The sequence below is a fragment of the Hymenobacter nivis genome (assembly GCF_006439025.1).
Classification (GTDB): Bacteria; Bacteroidota; Bacteroidia; order Cytophagales; family Hymenobacteraceae; genus Hymenobacter; species Hymenobacter nivis_A.
Map to the genome: position 1 here is coordinate 310,592 of NZ_RCYZ01000005.1, position 16,252 is coordinate 326,843.

Annotated in this window: 12 protein-coding genes; 6 read left to right on the top strand and 6 right to left on the bottom strand. The window is 60.5% G+C overall.

The features are described 5' to 3' along the window. Positions 1-128: 128 nt before the first annotated feature. From EAH73_RS13915 to EAH73_RS13925, 3 genes are all read right to left on the bottom strand, one after another. Positions 129-2,459, bottom strand: a complete 2,331-nt coding sequence (locus tag EAH73_RS13915; protein ID WP_140467524.1) for a GumC family protein — start codon at positions 2,457-2,459, stop codon at positions 129-131. A 4-nt stretch (positions 2,460-2,463) separates the two neighbouring features. Beyond that, positions 2,464-3,291, bottom strand: coding sequence for a polysaccharide biosynthesis/export family protein (locus EAH73_RS13920; protein ID WP_240047252.1), 828 nt, complete (start codon positions 3,289-3,291; stop codon positions 2,464-2,466). A 475-nt stretch (positions 3,292-3,766) separates the two neighbouring features. Next, positions 3,767-4,372, bottom strand: coding sequence for a pentapeptide repeat-containing protein (locus EAH73_RS13925; RefSeq protein ID WP_140467526.1), 606 nt, complete (start codon positions 4,370-4,372; stop codon positions 3,767-3,769). A gap of 99 nt (positions 4,373-4,471) precedes the next feature. On the opposite strand from EAH73_RS13925, the gene EAH73_RS13930 reads away from it, so the two are divergent. Together EAH73_RS13930 and EAH73_RS13935 are read left to right on the top strand one after the other, a co-directional pair. Then, a complete protein-coding gene (locus EAH73_RS13930; protein ID WP_140467528.1) occupies positions 4,472-5,269 on the top strand; it encodes a hypothetical protein in 798 nt (265 codons plus the stop codon). A gap of 78 nt (positions 5,270-5,347) precedes the next feature. Beyond that, positions 5,348-5,764 (top strand): hypothetical protein, encoded by a 417-nt coding sequence (locus EAH73_RS13935; RefSeq protein ID WP_140467530.1) that lies wholly within the window; start codon positions 5,348-5,350, stop codon positions 5,762-5,764. An 83-nt stretch (positions 5,765-5,847) separates the two neighbouring features. Here EAH73_RS13935 and EAH73_RS13940 read toward each other — a convergent pair whose 3' ends face one another. Further along, a complete protein-coding gene (locus EAH73_RS13940) occupies positions 5,848-6,918 on the bottom strand; it encodes an NADH:flavin oxidoreductase/NADH oxidase (RefSeq protein ID WP_140467532.1) in 1,071 nt (356 codons plus the stop codon). 243 nt (positions 6,919-7,161) lie between these two features. On the opposite strand from EAH73_RS13940, the gene EAH73_RS13945 reads away from it, so the two are divergent. The 3 genes from EAH73_RS13945 to EAH73_RS13955 all read left to right on the top strand — a co-directional run bounded on the left by EAH73_RS13945 (position 7,162) and on the right by EAH73_RS13955 (position 10,427). Next, entirely contained in the window at positions 7,162-8,016 is an 855-nt protein-coding gene (locus EAH73_RS13945) for an endonuclease/exonuclease/phosphatase family protein (RefSeq protein ID WP_161599555.1), read from the top strand. A gap of 100 nt (positions 8,017-8,116) precedes the next feature. Beyond that, positions 8,117-9,478 carry a Gfo/Idh/MocA family protein gene (locus EAH73_RS13950; protein WP_140467536.1) on the top strand — a complete coding sequence of 454 codons (1,362 nt, stop codon included), beginning with the start codon at positions 8,117-8,119 and terminating at the stop codon, positions 9,476-9,478. Between the two features lie 85 nt (positions 9,479-9,563). Next, a complete protein-coding gene (locus EAH73_RS13955; protein ID WP_240047253.1) occupies positions 9,564-10,427 on the top strand; it encodes a pirin family protein in 864 nt (287 codons plus the stop codon). Between the two features lie 99 nt (positions 10,428-10,526). Here EAH73_RS13955 and EAH73_RS13960 read toward each other — a convergent pair whose 3' ends face one another. Both EAH73_RS13960 and EAH73_RS13965 read right to left on the bottom strand, forming a co-directional pair. Next, entirely contained in the window at positions 10,527-12,500 is a 1,974-nt protein-coding gene (locus EAH73_RS13960) for an endo-1,4-beta-xylanase (protein ID WP_140467538.1), read from the bottom strand. 317 nt (positions 12,501-12,817) lie between these two features. After that, positions 12,818-14,923, bottom strand: a complete 2,106-nt coding sequence (locus EAH73_RS13965; protein ID WP_140467540.1) for a M13 family metallopeptidase — start codon at positions 14,921-14,923, stop codon at positions 12,818-12,820. Positions 14,924-15,365: 442 nt separating this feature from the next. Here EAH73_RS13965 and EAH73_RS13970 point away from each other — a divergent pair, with 442 nt between their 5' ends. After that, the gene (locus tag EAH73_RS13970) at positions 15,366-16,232 is read left to right on the top strand and encodes a prephenate dehydratase (protein ID WP_140467542.1); all 867 of its coding nucleotides are present in this window, start codon (positions 15,366-15,368) and stop codon (positions 16,230-16,232) included. Positions 16,233-16,252: the final 20 nt, after the last annotated feature.

Here is a 16,252-nt window from a genome sequence, read left to right on the forward strand (position 1 = left end):
CCATCGTGACGCCTATTTGTGCCCAGGATGCGGCACTTCCAGATATTAGGCGCGATGTTGTTGACATAGGCAATAAGGAAAACGTATTTTAAGATTCAAACTTTTGATACCGAGAGTAAAATAAATAATTAGACCAAGTCCTTTTTATTTTTGACTTCGACCTCGCCATAATTATAACCATAGCCTTGCGAATTGTTTTTCTTTGCATCATTAAGCACGAGCATTACCCGACTTAATTTATTATCAGACATAATTCTGTTAACAATATCTAATTGGGTTTTATAAGTGATGTTGTATCTAACCAAATAGATCGTAGCGTCAATATAGGGGGCTAGTGCAAACACATCGGCAACCTGCCCAACTGGAGCTGAGTCAATGATGATGTGGTCGAAGCTTTCCTTCAGTATGTTCAGCAGTTGCGGCACCCGATTGCTCATCATCAGCTCAGCTGGGTTTGGCGGCAGAAGCCCCGAGGTGATAACATACAGGCCCGGAACATCCGATGACTCTTGCACGATGTCATCAACCGAAACCGTATCAGAAACCAAGTAATCCGTAACGCCCTTGTTAGTTACCCCTGATGCAATTCCGTTTGATTTCCGCAAATCCATATTGATCAACAAGACCTTCTTATTTGCCAACACCAAGCTTGCGCACATATTGAGACTGAAAAATGACTTTCCTTCTCCACTCATGCTCGAGGTAATCAAAATCACCTTATTTGTTTTGCCAGTTGTAGCAAATTGAAAGTTAGCCCGGATGAGGCGGAACATTTCAGCCAGTGGCGAGCGATTATCTTTTGACATCACTACCGCCTCCTGCGACTTGCTATGAACTAGCTCGCCCAAAATTGGAGCAGACGTTGCCCACTCTACGTCCCTGCGCAGCTGCACCTTGTCGTTCATCATGTCTTTGATGTACACGAAGGCAAAAGGCAGCCCCAAGCCCAGCATTAATCCAATTAATAAAACTGCTGGCTTCTGCGGGCTTATCGGGTCATCTCCTGCTGTGGCCGGATCGATAACGTGGGAATTAGAAACTGTAGCAGCGAGGGAAAGCGCCGCTTCTTCTCGCTTTTGCAGCAGATACAAGTACAGAGCCCGCTTCAGATCCTGCTGCCGACTAATAGCTTCCAGGCCCCGCTCAATGGTAGGTACGCGCTGTATTCTGGCACCAAATTGACCAGACTTCAATTGTGAAGTTCTGCGGGAAGCGAGCAAACCATTTTTTACACTTTCGAGGTTTTTGACGATGTTCACTCGCAAGTTATTGACCTGCTCCGTCATGCTTACCACAACTGGGTTGCTGGCTTGCGCAGTGCGCAGCATCCTTTCGCGGTCTAGCTGCAACTCGTTAAACTTTGCAATGAGGCCGGAAAGGGTTGGGTCCTGAACGTTGAGTGTGCCCGGGATCAACTGTTGCTGGTTGTCGGTTTGGCTTATGTATTTCTCTATAGATTCCAGCACATCTATTTGAACGCCGTATTCCGATACTTGCTTATTGTAGCCGCTTGCCTCTTCTAACGACTGATTGATTTGGGACGTGACATCGGCTACTTGGTTCTTTTGCTTAAACTCTTCAACCTTTTTCTCAACGTTTGATACTTCCGCACCCAGGTACTTAAGTCTGTCGTCAATAAAGGCAATGGTATTGGATGCAATAGAATTTTTATCATTCATTGCCTCCTCATCGTACACCTCGATAAGCTTATTCAAGATATCCTTGCCTTTCGCGGGCACTGCATCGGTCATGCTGAGCGATAGTACGCTTGACTGCTTATTGACCATCGTAACGGCCAATTTTTTAGAATAATCGGCAGCTAGCTTACGAATATCATGGAATTTAATAATAATCGGCTTTACCGTTTGCGACGGCAGTTGGTCTGATGCCGCTACTACGGTGAATTCACCGTATTTCTTGTGGATCAGCTGACCAAACTGATAAGTGGCTCTTTGCTTATTCTCTTCTAAGTCGAACGAATTGCCACTTTTGAGATAAATAACAACTGTTTTATCGAAAGCAGTAGAATCCAGCTTGCTGATAATTAGCTTGAAAGGCAATTCTGACTGATAAACTTCTTGGTTGCGAACCCGGCCCTTTACATAGTAGCTGGCATTGAGCGAAAGCTCTTCCAATGCCTTCTGCATCAAGCTGGCAGATTTTAAAATTATAATTTCATTATCGATATTCTTTGATGCGTTGGCATCATTAAAATCACTGAATCGCTCGTTCTTAACTGGTGTATTATTATCTTTTTTGTCTTTTATCATCAAGAGCGCGCTTACGCTATACTGCGGAGTAGCATAGCGTATGAATAAGAAAGCGGCTGTTACACATATGATCAGGCTAAGCAGAAAAAGATACCAGTAATGAAGGTACTTTGATAGAGCAAATCGATTATTCTGCTGATCCAGTTCTCCTGTATTCAGGGAATCAAGATTTTTATCTGAGTAGCTCATCTTATTATTTAAAAATATTTTGAAAGTTAAATATCAGTGCCACTAAAATGGAAATCGCCATTGTAGTGATAGTAATCGTCCGGGTATTGGTGCTCGCTTGCACCTCTTTTAGCCGGTCTGGCTCAATGTAGACTACATCATTTTGCTGCAGATAAAAATAAGGGGAATTCAATAATTCCTTATCATTAAGGTTAAGTCGCGTGGTGCTACGAACCCCGTCTTTCTCCCTTACCAACAGAATATTCTCCCGCTTCCCGTAAGGAGTCATATCGCCGGCCAGGCCCAATGCCTCCAAAATATTAATGCGTTGGGCTGGTACTATAAAAGTGGAAGGCTTATTAACCTCCCCGATCACTGTAATTTTAAAATTTAGAAGCTGAATTGTTACGATTGGAGATTTAACAAACTGTTGAATCTGGGTCGTCATCTTGCTTATTGCTTCTTCCCTTGTTAGGCCGGCAAGCTGTACTTTACCTAGCACTGGGTAGTTTACAAAGCCGTCTTTGTCGACCAAGTACCCTTCAGAAGGCCCGGTATCAGTATTTAACGCGTTAGTACTTGATTGAATGACACCGCGGTTGAATAGCGCGTTCGACTCTGGGTTTAAGCTCGTTAACCTAATACTTAACAGATCATTAGTTTGTATCCTGACTTCCGAATTGTTCTCAATGGTCGTTTTGTAGTTCTCATTGCCCTTCAAATCACTGAAGTAGACCAAGTTTCTGGTCGGGCCGCAGGCGACGAAAAGAGGCAGCAAAAAGAGAATACTTCTCTGTAGTAATTTACGCATACCGAATTGTATTTTTTGTTTATTTATCTGGTTATATTCCATGATTAGACTTAAAATAAGTCTAATGCGTACTTGTTCTATCTACAAAGTAAAGGGTTTTCTACTTGGCAGTTGCAATCCTTTCGGGCAAAGCCGCCTACAGAATGAGAAATTGCTTTGTGGTAAGCACGGCCCTATTAGGTGTTTTATTGTGCTGAATAACCCCAGCTAAATGGGGCAAAAAGATTAGTTGCGCCTAGCATTATGCTATTACGTTTTTGGGCAATATGCACTAGCTAGGACCGGTTGAATACGAAAAAAGGGGTTTATCTATATCTATTTCCATCCCACTGCCTTGGTTGAGGGGAGCGCAGTAACGCCAGCTAGTACTGCAAAGGACAATATTGCGTCAATTGCACCCATCGCATCGTGCACTGCGGCAAAGCAGTAGTATTCCAAGGCGCTGAACAATGGGCAGGTGCTGGCAGTATTTTACAAAGTCTTTTAAAAAGCTGTTCCCAACCCAGACAAGCCTCCCTTACTCCACCACCAGCCCGTACTTTTCCAGCAGCCCTGGCAGGCTGGCGAGGGCGAAGCGGGCTCCTAGAAGGTTGTTGGCTTCGGGGTCGAGGGCGAGGCCGGTGGCGGTGCGGAAATCGGCCCCGGCTAGCTGGGTGTCGTGGAAGACGGTGCCGGCCAGCGAGCAATCGGCGAACAGGGCCCCGGTGAGGTCGGCGTTGGTGAAGTCGGCCTCGTCGAGGGTGCAGTGGGCGAAGCGGGTGGCCGGCATTTTGCGGCCCCCGAAGGTGGCGTAGCGCAGCTGGCAGTGGTCGAAGTGCACGCCGAAAAACAGGTCGCGGCAGGCCCCGAAGGGCACGCCCAGCAGCTTACAGCCGTCGAAGGCCACGTTTTGCAGGGCGGTTTGGGTGAGCTGCGCCGCGGCCAAGTTGCAGCGCTCGAAGCGGCAGTCGATGAAACGCATGCGGCTCAGGTCGGCTCCGCCAAAGTCGCCGCCGATGAAGTGGAACTGCTCAAACTCGGTGCCCTCGGCTAGGAGGCGGCGGGCGTCCCAGCGCTCCACCACTTGGTCGGCGGGGAAACGGGTGGGCGGGCGCAGCACAACGGGTTTGCGGGACGGTTTCATGGGCACGGGCGGCGGGCAGTGGGGCCCCAAAAGTAGCGCCGCCGGCCGCCGCCCTTCACGCGGCGTACCAACAAGGGCTCGTTTCTTTGCGGCCTGCTTATGCTGCTTCCCTTGCTTGCTTCCGCCTGGCTGGCCGTCGTCGATTCGTACTGGGCCACTCTGGCCTACCCTGTGGGGCTGGGCCTGGCCGTGTGGTTGGGCGGCTGGGCGGCCGAGCGCTGGTACCTGCGCCGCGGGCGCGTATGGAAGCCAATTGGGGTAGAGGGCGGCATCTTCGGCATGTTCGGGCTGCTACTTTCCTTCACGCTGGTGGCCTCGGGCGCGGCCGTGAAAGCCCGCGACGCCACGGTGCACGCCGAGGCCAGCAGCATTTCTGGCCTGTACCGCCAAAGCCAATTGTACCCGCCCGCGCTGCGGGCCCGGGTGCGGGCCTACCTGCTGGCGTCGCTGCGCGACCAACTGGCCCACCCTACCCCCAACGCCGCCGAGTGCCTGCGCCTGGTGCACCGCGCCGACTCGCTCAACCGCGCCTTCGACACTAGCCTGCTGGTGCACCTGGCCGGGGCCCCCACCGACCGCCCCGTGGTGGAGCAACTGCTGGCGCTGGCGGCCACCAAAAACACCAATTATTTCGCCCTGCTCTACACGTTTCGTGAGCGCACGCCGCGTACCATTCTGGTGGCGCTGGTGGTGCTCTCGCTGGGCATGTGCCTAATGATCGGCTTCATGAACCGTTTCCAAGATTACCCTAATCCACTCATTCCTATTGTATTTGTGGCCACGGTGGCTGTGCTCGTCACCACCATCCGCGACCTCGACAACCCGGGGCGGGGCGTGGTAACGCCCGACTACGACGACCTCACCAACGTGGCGGCCGTCATTCACCAGGGGCCCTAGCAGGCCTGCTGCAACCTCGACCGTCTATTTGCAGTTTAGCGCAAACGGGCGGGTTGGACCTTCCCTTTTTTCTGCTCAATGGCTGCTCGCTCTGTATATTTTGAAAACGCCGTGGGGCGCATTTGGGAAGAACCCATGAACTACCTGCGGCTCGATTACTATGCCACCCCGCGCGATGAAATGGCCTTCCGGGCACTGCTTACGCACGCGCTGCAAGCCATGGTGCGGCGGGGCTGGGGCAAAATGCTTATCGACCAGCGCAAGATGGTGCCCTACTCCGACGCCGAGCGCGCCTGGCTGGTGGGCGAGTGGCTGCCCCGCGCCATCCGCGAGGGCAGCTACCGCTACGGGGCCGTGCTACTGGCCGAAAACCCCTTCGCCCGCGTGAGTATGACGCGCCTCACCATGGCCGCGCGCGAGCTGGGCAACACCTATAAAACCTTCGATACCGAGGCCGAGGCCGTGAGCTGGCTCACGCAGGCCGTCGTCAAATGAGTTAAAAGGTAAAGGAGAAGCGTTAAAAGGCACTGCTGTCTTTTAGCGCTTCTCCTTTACCTTTTAACTCGTTTCTGGGGGCCCTACCGGCGCGGCTTGGCGCGCTCGTACTGCACGGGCCAGGCCATGTCGGCCCCCAGCTCGTGGGCGGCGTGCAGGGGGAAGTAGGGGTCGCGCAGTTCTTCGCGGGCCAGCAGCACGAGGTCGGCCTGGCCGCTGGCCACGATTTCTTCGGCCTGGGCCGCGGTGGTGATGAGGCCCACGGCCCCGGTGGCCACGTCGGCCTCGCGGCGAATGCGCTCGGCAAACTCAACCTGGTAGCCGGGCGTGCTCGGGATTTTGGCGTGGGGCACGTTGCCGCCCGTGGACGTGTCGATGAGGTCGGCGCCTTCTGCTTTCAGCACCTTGGCCAGCGCCACCGAGTCTTCGATGGTCCAGCCGCCTTCCGTCCAGTCGGTGGCCGAAATGCGCACCAACAGCGGCAAGTGGTTGGGCAGCAGGGCCCCCACGGCGCGCACCACTTCCACCGTCAGGCGAATGCGGTTTTCGAACGAGCCGCCGTACTCGTCGGTGCGCTGGTTGCTGAGGGGCGAGTAGAACTCGTGGAGCAGGTAGCCGTGGGCGGCGTGAATCTCAATGATTTGGAAGCCCGCCGCCAGGGCCCGCACCGTGGCGGCCCGGAAATCGGCAATCACCTTCTGGATGCCGTCCGCATCCAGCGCCGCCGGCCGCGGGTAGTCGTCGGCAAAGGGCTCGGTGCCGGGGCCCACGGGCTGCCAGCCGCCGGCCGTTACGTGCACGGCGCCGCTGCCCTTCCAGCTGGTGTAGGTGCTGGCCTTGCGGCCGGCGTGGGCCAGCTGGATGCCGGGCACGCTGCCCTGGGCCGCGATAAAGTCGTTGATGCGCTTGAGGAACGGCACGTGCTCGTCTTTCCAAATGCCGAGGTCGTCGGGGGTGATGCGGCCCTCGGGCGACACGGCGGCCGCCTCGCTGATGATGAGGCCCGCGCCGCCCACCGCCCGGCTGCCCAGGTGCACCAGGTGCCAGTCGTTGGCGAAGCCGTCGACGCTACTGTACTCGCACATGGGCGACACCACGAGGCGGTTTTTGAGGGTGACGCCGCGCAGGGCGAAGGAATCGAAGAGGGAAGGCATGGGGAATGGGGGTAAGGACAAACAACCCAGGGCCCCAGCCGATGGTTTGGGGCCCCACGGCCGGGGGTGGCCGGAGCGGGTGTCCCCGGTTTTACCCCGATTGCGCCGCGGCGGTTGCGGCGGAGCCCCAAGCGGCCGGCTAGGGCAGCCATGTTCAACGGTAGCGGCGGCGGGCAATACCTTTGCCCGGCCCGCTGGGGGCCCTATTGCCGGTTGCTTTCACCCTGCTTTTTCCGCTTGCCCATGTTCAAAAAGGTTTTTCTGGCCGCGCTTGTGCTGTGCGCACTGGCCGGCCCGCTGGGGGCCCAAACCCTGAAGCTGGCCACCTACAACATCCGCTACGACAACAAGCAGGACACGGCCAACGCTTGGCACAAGCGGCTGCCGTACCTGGCGGGCCTCATCAAATTCCAGGATTTCGACCTTTTCGGCACCCAGGAGGTACTGCGCAACCAGCTGCAGGACCTGGCTGGGGCCCTGCCCGGCTACGGCCACGTGGGCGTGGGCCGCGACGACGGCAAGGAGGCCGGCGAGTACTCGGCCATCTTCTACAAAACGGCCAAGTTTGAGCTACTCAAGCAGGGCACGTTCTGGCTCTCGCCCACGCCCGCCGTAGTCAGCAAAGGCTGGGACGCCGCACTGCCGCGCATCTGCACCTGGGGCCAGTTCCGCGACCGGGGCACGGGCTTCGTATTCTACTTTTTCAACACCCACTTCGACCACATCGGCGTGGTGGCCCGCCGCGAGAGTGCCAAGCTGATTCTGGCCCGGGTGCAGGCCCTGGCCGGGGCAACGCCCGCCATACTCAGCGGCGACTTTAATGTGGACCAGCGCGACGAGAGCTACGCGCTCATCAACGCCTCGGGCCGGCTGAAGGACGCCTACGCCACGGCCGCCCTGGTGTACGCGCCCAACGGCACGTTTAACGACTTCAACTCCCGCGCCAAGTCCGACGCCCGCATCGACCATATTTTCCTGAGCCCGGCCTTCACCGTGGCCCGCTATGGCATCCTGACGGACACCTACGGCGGCGGCAAAACACCCTCCGACCACTACCCCGTGGCCATTGAGGCGCGCTACGCCCGGCCCAAGAAGTAGGGCCCCGGCGCGGAAATGGGGCCCCCAAGCGCGGCCGTAGCAACGCTACCCCCGGGGCGGTACGTACAGCCAAGCCGCTACCGTCCCATCTATTCGCGTTATGTTCCAAGAATCTTCCGCCCCGGCCTTCGTGCCCGGGGCCGACGCCCCCGCCCTGGGCGCCCCGGCCGCCTCGCGCCGCCAGTTCATCCACCACGCCGGCCGCGGCCTGCTGGCCACCGCCGTGGCGGGGGCCCTGCCCCTGGCCACCGCCGAGGCGGCCGACCTGAGCGGCTTCGGCACCCAGGCCCCCAGCGCCAGCGGCGACCTCGACATCAAGCTGCCACCGCTGGAGGCCCCCACCGACCCCAAGCCCGGCCCCTTCCCCAACCCCGACGCGCCCGACCAGCGCGTGGGCTATGCCATTGTGGGCCTGGGCCACCTCACACTGGCCGAAATTTTGCCCGCCTTCGGGCAGTGCAAGCACGCCAAGGCCGTGGCCCTGGTGAGCGGCGACCCCGACAAAATGGCCAAGGCCGCCAAGCAGTACGGCATCAAGCCCAGCAGCTGCTACTCGTACCAGACCTACGATAAACTAAAGGACAACCCCGAGGTGCAGGTCATTTACATCGTGCTGCCCAACTCGATGCACCACGAGTTTACCCTGCGCGGGGCCAAGGCCGGCAAGCACATTCTGTGCGAAAAGCCGATGGCCAACTCGGTGAAGGAGTGCGAGGAAATGATTGCCGCCTGCAACAAGGCCGGCAAGAAGCTGATGATTGCCTACCGCATTCAGTACGAGCCCCTGAACCGGGCCGCCATGAAAATGGTGCGCGACAAAACTTACGGCAAAACCAAGCTCATCCAGATGATGAACTGCCAGAACCAGGCCCACGACCAGCAGTGGCGCCACAAAAAAGCCCTGGCTGGCGGCGGCTCGCTGCCCGACGTGGGCCTGTACTGCCTCAACACCACGCGCTTTTTGCTGGGCGAGGAGCCCAACGAGGTGAGTGCCCAGATTTACAGCACGCCGGGCGACGACCGTTTCAAGGAAATTGAGGAGAACGTGAGCTTTACGCTGCGCTTCCCGAGCGGCGTTATCTCGCAGTGCATGACGGGCTACGGCTCGTTTAACGCCAAGAGCTACGCCGTGCACGCCGAAACCGGCACTATTAAAATGGACCCCGCCTTCCCCTACAAGGGCTTGAAGCAGGAGCTGGTGCACGCCCCCAACGGCAAGCAGGTGAACGAAATCCCCAGCAACCCCGCCAAGCAGCAATTCGCCCTCGAAATGGACCACATGGCCGAGTGTGTGCGCGACAACAAAACGCCCTACACGCCCGGCGAAGAAGGCCTCCAGGACCAGCGCATCATGGAAGCCATCTACCAGTCGGCGAAGGAAAACCGGCCCGTGAAGCTGACCGCCGGCGTGGGCAAAACCGACGCCTTCCGGGGCCCCGCGCCCGCCGAGGAACCGGCGTAGCTTTGCCCCGCCTTTCCTTTCCGCGCCAACGGCGCGGGGCCCCGGGGCCCCGCGCCGTTGCTTTTTCTACCCTTTCTTTCCAGCTATGATTCCATCCCTGCGCACCGTGCGGCAGCAGCACCGGGCCGTGAGCGCGCCCATTGCCGACCTGCTGACCTACCGCGCCCTGCCCACCAATTCGGTCGATTACGTCGACCCGTTTCTGTTCCTCAACCACCACGGGCCCCAGGTGTACCGGCCGCGCAACCAGGGCCTGCCCTTCGGCCCGCACCCGCACCGCGGGTTCGAAACGGTGACGTTCATTCTCAAGGGCGACATTTTGCACAAAGACAGCAGCGGCCACGAGAGCGTGATCGGGGCCGGCGGCATCCAGTGGATGACGGCCGGCTCCGGGCTCATCCACGCCGAAGTATCGTCCGACGAGTTCAAGGAGACCGGGGGCCCCCTGGAGATTTTGCAGCTCTGGGTGAACCTGCCGGCCGCCCACAAAATGACCGCCCCGCGCTACACCGGCCTGCAAGCCAGCGAAATACCGACGGTCGAGGCGGCCGATGGCGTCACCGTCCACGCCGTATCGGGCGAGTGGGCCGGCACGGCGGGGCCCGTGGACACCCTGGCCGACGTGCAGCTGGCCTGGCTCGACTTTGCGGCCGGGGCCCGGCTGACGCTGCCCATCGCGGCGGCGCGCACCGTGTTCTTCTACACCGTGGCCGGCCAGCTGCGCGCCAACGGCACCGATACCCAGGCCCGCCAGCTCCTGGAATTCAACCACGACGGCGACAAGCTCACCGTGGAAGCCCTCACCGACAGCGTGTTGCTGCTCGGCCACGCCCTGCCTTTCAAGGAACCCAAAATCGCCTACGGCCCTTTCGTGATGAACACCGAAGCCGAAATTCAGCAAGCCTACCAGGATTACCAGCTCGGCAAGTTCGGCACCTGGAACGGGTAGCCAGGGCCCCCAGGGGCGCTACCCGGCATTAGGGCTACAAGAAAACGGGGGAGCTGGCGCATGGCCGGCTCCCCCGTTGTTATGCAGGCCCGGGCAGTTTTACTGCACAAACAGGCGCTGGCTGAACGCGCCAGTGGCCGTTTGCACGCGCACGGTGTAGGGCCCCGGGGCCACGCCGGGCAGCGGCAGCGCCCGCACGGTGCCGCCGGCCGCGGCGGGCAGCGACTGCCGCAGCACGGCCCGGCCCAGGGCGTCGATGAGGGCCACCTCCACGGCCTGCTGGCCGAAGCTGGCGGGCAGGCTCAGCGAGGCGCGGCCGCCCGTGGCGGGGTTGGGGTAGGCAAAAATGCCGGCGCTGGCCGCACTGCTGGGCTTGGCGGCCAGCACCGTGCCCTGCACGTAGGTGCGCAGCCAGGCCAGGGCCGGGCGCTCGGTGTTGTCGGCGTTCACGAGGTTGTCGCCCTGGGCAGTGCGCCAGTGGCCCACGCGGAAGCCCCAGAGCGTGACGCCCTTCACGGCCGGATACTCCCAAAACAACGGAAACACGCGCTGGTACTCGGCCAGCTGGGCGGCGTCGGTGAGGCCGTCGGAGTCGTACTCCGTGATGTAGAGCGGCACGCCGGTAGCGGCCACGGTGTTCAGGTTGGCGGTGATGGTGGCCGCCGGCGTGCCCCCCGTGGAAAAGGCGTGGCCCTGGAGGCCCACCCCGTCGATGAGGTTGCGAGTTTTCAGCAAGTTGATCATCGTCACGTACTTGGCCGCCGAGTTGCCATCGTTCACGATGCTGTATTCGTTGAGCACCAGCTTGGCGGCGGGGAAATACTGGCGGGCCAGCTGGAAGGACGTGATGATCCAGTCGTAGCCCGTGGTGCCGGTGCCGCCCAGCGCGTTGATGTACGCGCCCCCGGTCGGGTCGACGCTGCCCGTCGGGTTTGCGGGCGAGCCCACCGTTACCAGTCCCGTCGGGGGCGTGTGGATGGGCTCGTTCACTACGTCGATGAAGTCAATTTTCTTGCCCGCGAAGTGAGTGGCCAGGGCCCCAAACCAGGCATTGATGGCCGCCAGCTGGTCGGCGCTCGACAGGGCGGGCAGCCACGCGGGCTGCTGCGCGCCCCAGATGAGGGTGTGGAGCCGGAAAACGCCGCCGATTTTCGCCGCCCGGTTGTAGGCGCTGTCCAAGTCGGCCCAGTTGTAGGTGCCGCGGGTGTTTTCCACGCTGCCCCACTTGCCGCCGTTTTCGGGCGTCACCGCGTTCCAGTACTTATCGAAGTACAGCGACTGGGCCGTGCTGTAGGCGCTGCCCAGGTACTTGCCCTTGCCTGTGGCCAGGGCCGGGCCGCTGGGCACAAAGGCCACCGGGGCCGTGGCCGAGCCCTGGGTGCCAGCGTCGAGGTTCGTGACGGTGAAGAACCGCCCGGTTTGGCCAAACACGAATTTGTCGAGGTCCAGCCCGTCCTCGCGGGCCCCAATCTGGAAGGTTTGGGTGAGGGCCCCGGCCGCCACCGTGAAAGACGTGGCCGCGCTGCCGTTGACGATGAATTTCGACATGTTCACCCACTTCCACACGCCGGTGCCGCTGCCGCCGGCCCCGTCCACAGCCAAGCCGCTACCGGCCACGTAGCCCACGTTGTTGAGGCCGTTGGCCGTCACCCAATCGGCCGGCGCCGTCGCGCTTTTGGCCCCGAAGGCGTTGGCGTAGAAGTAGCTGTCGTCGCTGGCCCCGCCCGCGCCCACCCGCATGCGGGCGTACAAATCGTAGCTGCCCGCCCCCGGAAACGTGACCGTGTAGGTAAGCACCCGGGCGTCAGTAGCGGGGGCACCGCCGCCGACGCCGCCGTTGGCGGTGTAGGCCGCCACGTCGGTCAGCGAAGTCACGTAGGTAATGGCCGGAGTGGTGCCGGCGGCGGCCACCGTGCGGGCCGCCCAGTCGCCGGCGGTAGCGCCGGTCACGGTGGGCGTCGCCGAGGTGCCGGCTTCAGCCTCCACCACCACCGGGGCGTTCTGGGCCCAGGCAGTGCAATGGATACCAAACGCTGTTGCTAGTGCCAGTAAAATGCGTTGAGGTATTCTCATCGGAAAGAAAATTATGTGAAAAAAACGGGTTGGATTGTAGGCTGCAAAGCCCTATTTCTAGAATTCCTAATGGGAATTCTAGAACTTTTGTTACGCGCCAACCAATCATTTTACTCAAATAATCCATTCATAATCAAGCAAAAACGTTTCCGATAGTTATCCCAACCGTTTGTGATAGCCAAGGCTTGCTGAATAAATATTTTTCAATTCCGCCCTTTTGGGCAATCGGTTGCGCGATTATGCCCGGTTATAAAAAAACGGGGACCACAGCTTGCGCCGGCCCCCCCGCTTTGTGGCGGTTGAGAAGTTCGTATGGGTTACCAAATTACGGCCCGGTCGGCCGTGGCGCGCGTCATTTTGCTGCCCTCTTTGCAGCCAAAGGCGGCCTGGAACTGCGGCATGTTCATGATGGGCCCGATGGTGCGGTACTGGTCGGGCGAGTGCGGGTCGGTAAGGATTTGCTGGCGCAGGGCCTCGGGCCGGATGTTGGAGCGCCGCAGCTGGGCCCAGCTCAGAAAGAAGCGCTGCTCGGGCGTGAAGCCGTCGAAGTTGGGCCGGGGCCCGGTGCCGTAGCGCTGCTGCAATTGCTTCTCCAGGGCCCCGTACACCACGGTGAGGCCGGCAAAGTCGGCCAGGTTTTCGCCCATCGTCAGCTTGCCGTTCACGTGCACCGAATCGAGGGGCGAAAACTCGTCGTACTGGCGCCCCACAATGGCCGCCCGCTTTGTGAATTCGGCCGCGTCGGCGGGCGTCCACCAATCGCGCAGGTTGCCCTGGGCGTCGTACTGGCGCCCCTGGTCGTCGAAGCCGTGGGTCATTTCGTGGCCCATCACCCCGCCAATGGCGCCGTAGTTCACCGCGTCGTCGGCCTTGGGGTCGAAGAACGGCGGCTGCAAGTAGCCAGCCGGGAACACGATTTCGTTCAGCGGCGGGTTGTAGTACGCGTTGATGGTGGAGGGCGTCATGCCCCACTCGTTGCGGTCGATGGGGCCCCCAAACTTCGCCAGCTCCTGGCGGCTGTCCCAGGCGCGGGCGGCCAGCAGGTTTTGCACGTACGAGGCGCGGGTGATGGCGAGCTGCGAGTAGTCCTTCCACACGTCGGGGTAGCCAATTTTCACGTGCAGGGCCCCCAGCTTCTTCAGGGCCTCGGCCTTGGTGGGCGCGCTCATCCAGGTGTTGGTTTGGATGTGCTCGGCCATGCTGGCCTTCACGTTGTTCACCATTTCCAGGGCCTTTTGCTTGGCCGCGGGGCTAAAGGCCTGGTCCACGTAGAGCTGCCCGAAGGCTTCGCCCAGGTTCTGGTCGGTGGCGGTTTGCACGCGCTTCCAGCGGGCGGGCTGCTGCTTGGCGCCGGTCAGCACCTGGCTATAGGCGAAGGCCGCATCGGCGTAGGCCGCGGGCAAGGCCGGGGCCACCGAGCGCACCAAGTGCCAGCGCATGTACGTCTTAAGGTCGGCCAGCGGCTCGGTTTTCAGCACCGCGTTCAGCTCGTCGAAAAAGGCTGGCTGGCCCACAATCACCTCCTGCGCTTTGCCCAGTTGCTGGGCCGCCAGCAGGCGCGCGGGGCTGAGGGCGGGGTAGCGCTTTTGGGCTGCGGCCAGGGCCATCTGGTTGTAGTTGGCCTGCGGGTCGCGCAGCTCCACGCGGGTGCGCGAGCCCTTGGCCAAGCGGGTTTCGATGCCCTCCACGGCCGCGGCGTCGCGGGCCGCTTCGGCGGGCTTATCGCCCAGCAGGCCAAACACCTGCGTCATATACGCGCGGTACGCGGCCTTCACCTTGGCTGTGCGCGCGTCGTCCTTGAAGTAGTAGTCGCGGTCGGGCAGCGTGAGGCCGCCCTGGTCCATTTGCACCACGTAGCGGGTCGTGTTCTTCTCGTCTACCTGCACCCCACCGCGGAAGAATACGCCCGTTTGCAGCTCGTGCTCGTGCGCGATGAGCGCGGGCAGCTGCGCCCGGTCGCGCAGGGCCCCAATGCGGGCCAGCTCGGGCCGCAGGGGCCCCAGGCCGGCCCGCTCAATGGCCGCCGTGTCCATGGCCGCGGCGTAGAAGTCGCCCACTTTTTGGGCGTTCGAGCCCGGGGCCGCGTTGCGGTTGGCGGCCGCGTCTTCCAGAATTTGGCGCAGCAGCTTCTGGGTGCGCTCACCAAGCAGGTTGCGGGGGCCCCAGCGCGAGGCATAGTCGGGCAGCGGGTTATTCTTGAGCCAATTGCCACCCGAAAACTGGTAGAAGTTGTCGCACGCGTCCACCGTGCGGTCGAGGTCGGCCACGTCGAGGCCCACGCCTTTAGGGGCGGGCGCAGCGGGCGGCGTGGTGGGGCTGGCGGCCGGCGGGGCCACCGCCGTGGTGGCCGGGGCGCTGCCGGCGCAGCTGGCTAGGGCCAGCGCCGTGGCCGCCAAGCTGGCGCGAAGAGGTGCTTTTATCATGCCGTGAAAGTAGAATCTTTGGCGGAAAAAGCTGTACTAACGCCAGTTAGTTAGGGCCCCGGTGGCAATATTTTTTCTTCATCTGCTAGGATTTTCCGGTATCCGCCCGCAACTTGCCGCCGCAAACCCGCCACCACATGCCCCGCACCAGCTACTTTTTTGGCTTTTATTTCTTCTACGCCGCCGCGTAGAACGAGCCGCTTCGTAGCCTACCGCTAGCGCCGCTCGTTCTTCGGGAGGCGCTTTTTTAATGCCTAGTTTTCTCTACTTCGATGCACACTGCCCCCGTTTTTTATTATTTCGGTTACCGCGGCTTCTTCTTTTTTAAGAAGGACCGGGCCTGCCGTTGCGGGTGCTAATTAATCAGCACACCTACCCAACTCAGCAAGGCCCCCGGACTTCCGGCGGCCTTTTTTATTGTCGTTTTTTCATCCCCATTGCCATGCGCGTTGCCATCCAGGGTTTTCAAGGAAGTTTCCACCAAGTAGCGGCCCGCCAATACTTCGGGGCCGCCGCGGCCCTGAACTTCTGCGCCACCTTTGGCGAAGTGGTGGCCCAGGTAGCCGACGGCCGCGCCGACGCCGCCCTCATGGCCATGGAGAATTCGTTGGCCGGCAGCATTTTGCCTAATTATTTACTGCTAGAGCGGGCCAACCTCACTATCACCGGCGAGGTGTACCTGCCCATTCACCAACACCTGCTGGCCCTGCCCGGCGCCACGCTGGCCGACGTGCACGCGGTGCACTCGCACCCGATGGCTTTGCGCCAGTGCGGCGATTTCCTGGCCCAGCACCCCCACTGGCAGCTCGTCGAAACCGAAGACACGGGCCTCAGCGCCCAACTGCTGGCCGAGCGCCAAACCCCGGGCGTGGCCGTGGTGGCGGGGGCCCAAGCGGCCACGGCGTTCGGCCTGCAATTGCTGGCCCCCGCCATCCACGACGACCCCCACAACTACACCCGATTCCTGGTGCTGGAGCGGGCCCCGGAAGCCCAGCCCGTAGCCGCGCCCGATAAAGCATCGCTGTATTTCTACACCTCGCACGCGCCGGGCTGCCTGGCCCAGGTGCTCACGCTGGTGGCCGCCCACGGCCTCAATCTGAGCAAGTTGCAGTCGTGCCCCCGCCCCAGCCAGCCCTGGCACTACGGCTTCCACGCCGACGTAGAATTTGACAACCCTGCCCTGCTGGAAGCGCTGCTGCAAGAGCTGCCCCGCGTAACGGAGGAGCTGCGCGTGCTGGGCGCGTACCAGCGCGGCAGCATGGAATTCGAGGAATTAGTGACGGCAATTAAAGAGCAAGCGAGTAATTAATTATTCCAATAGAACCCGTC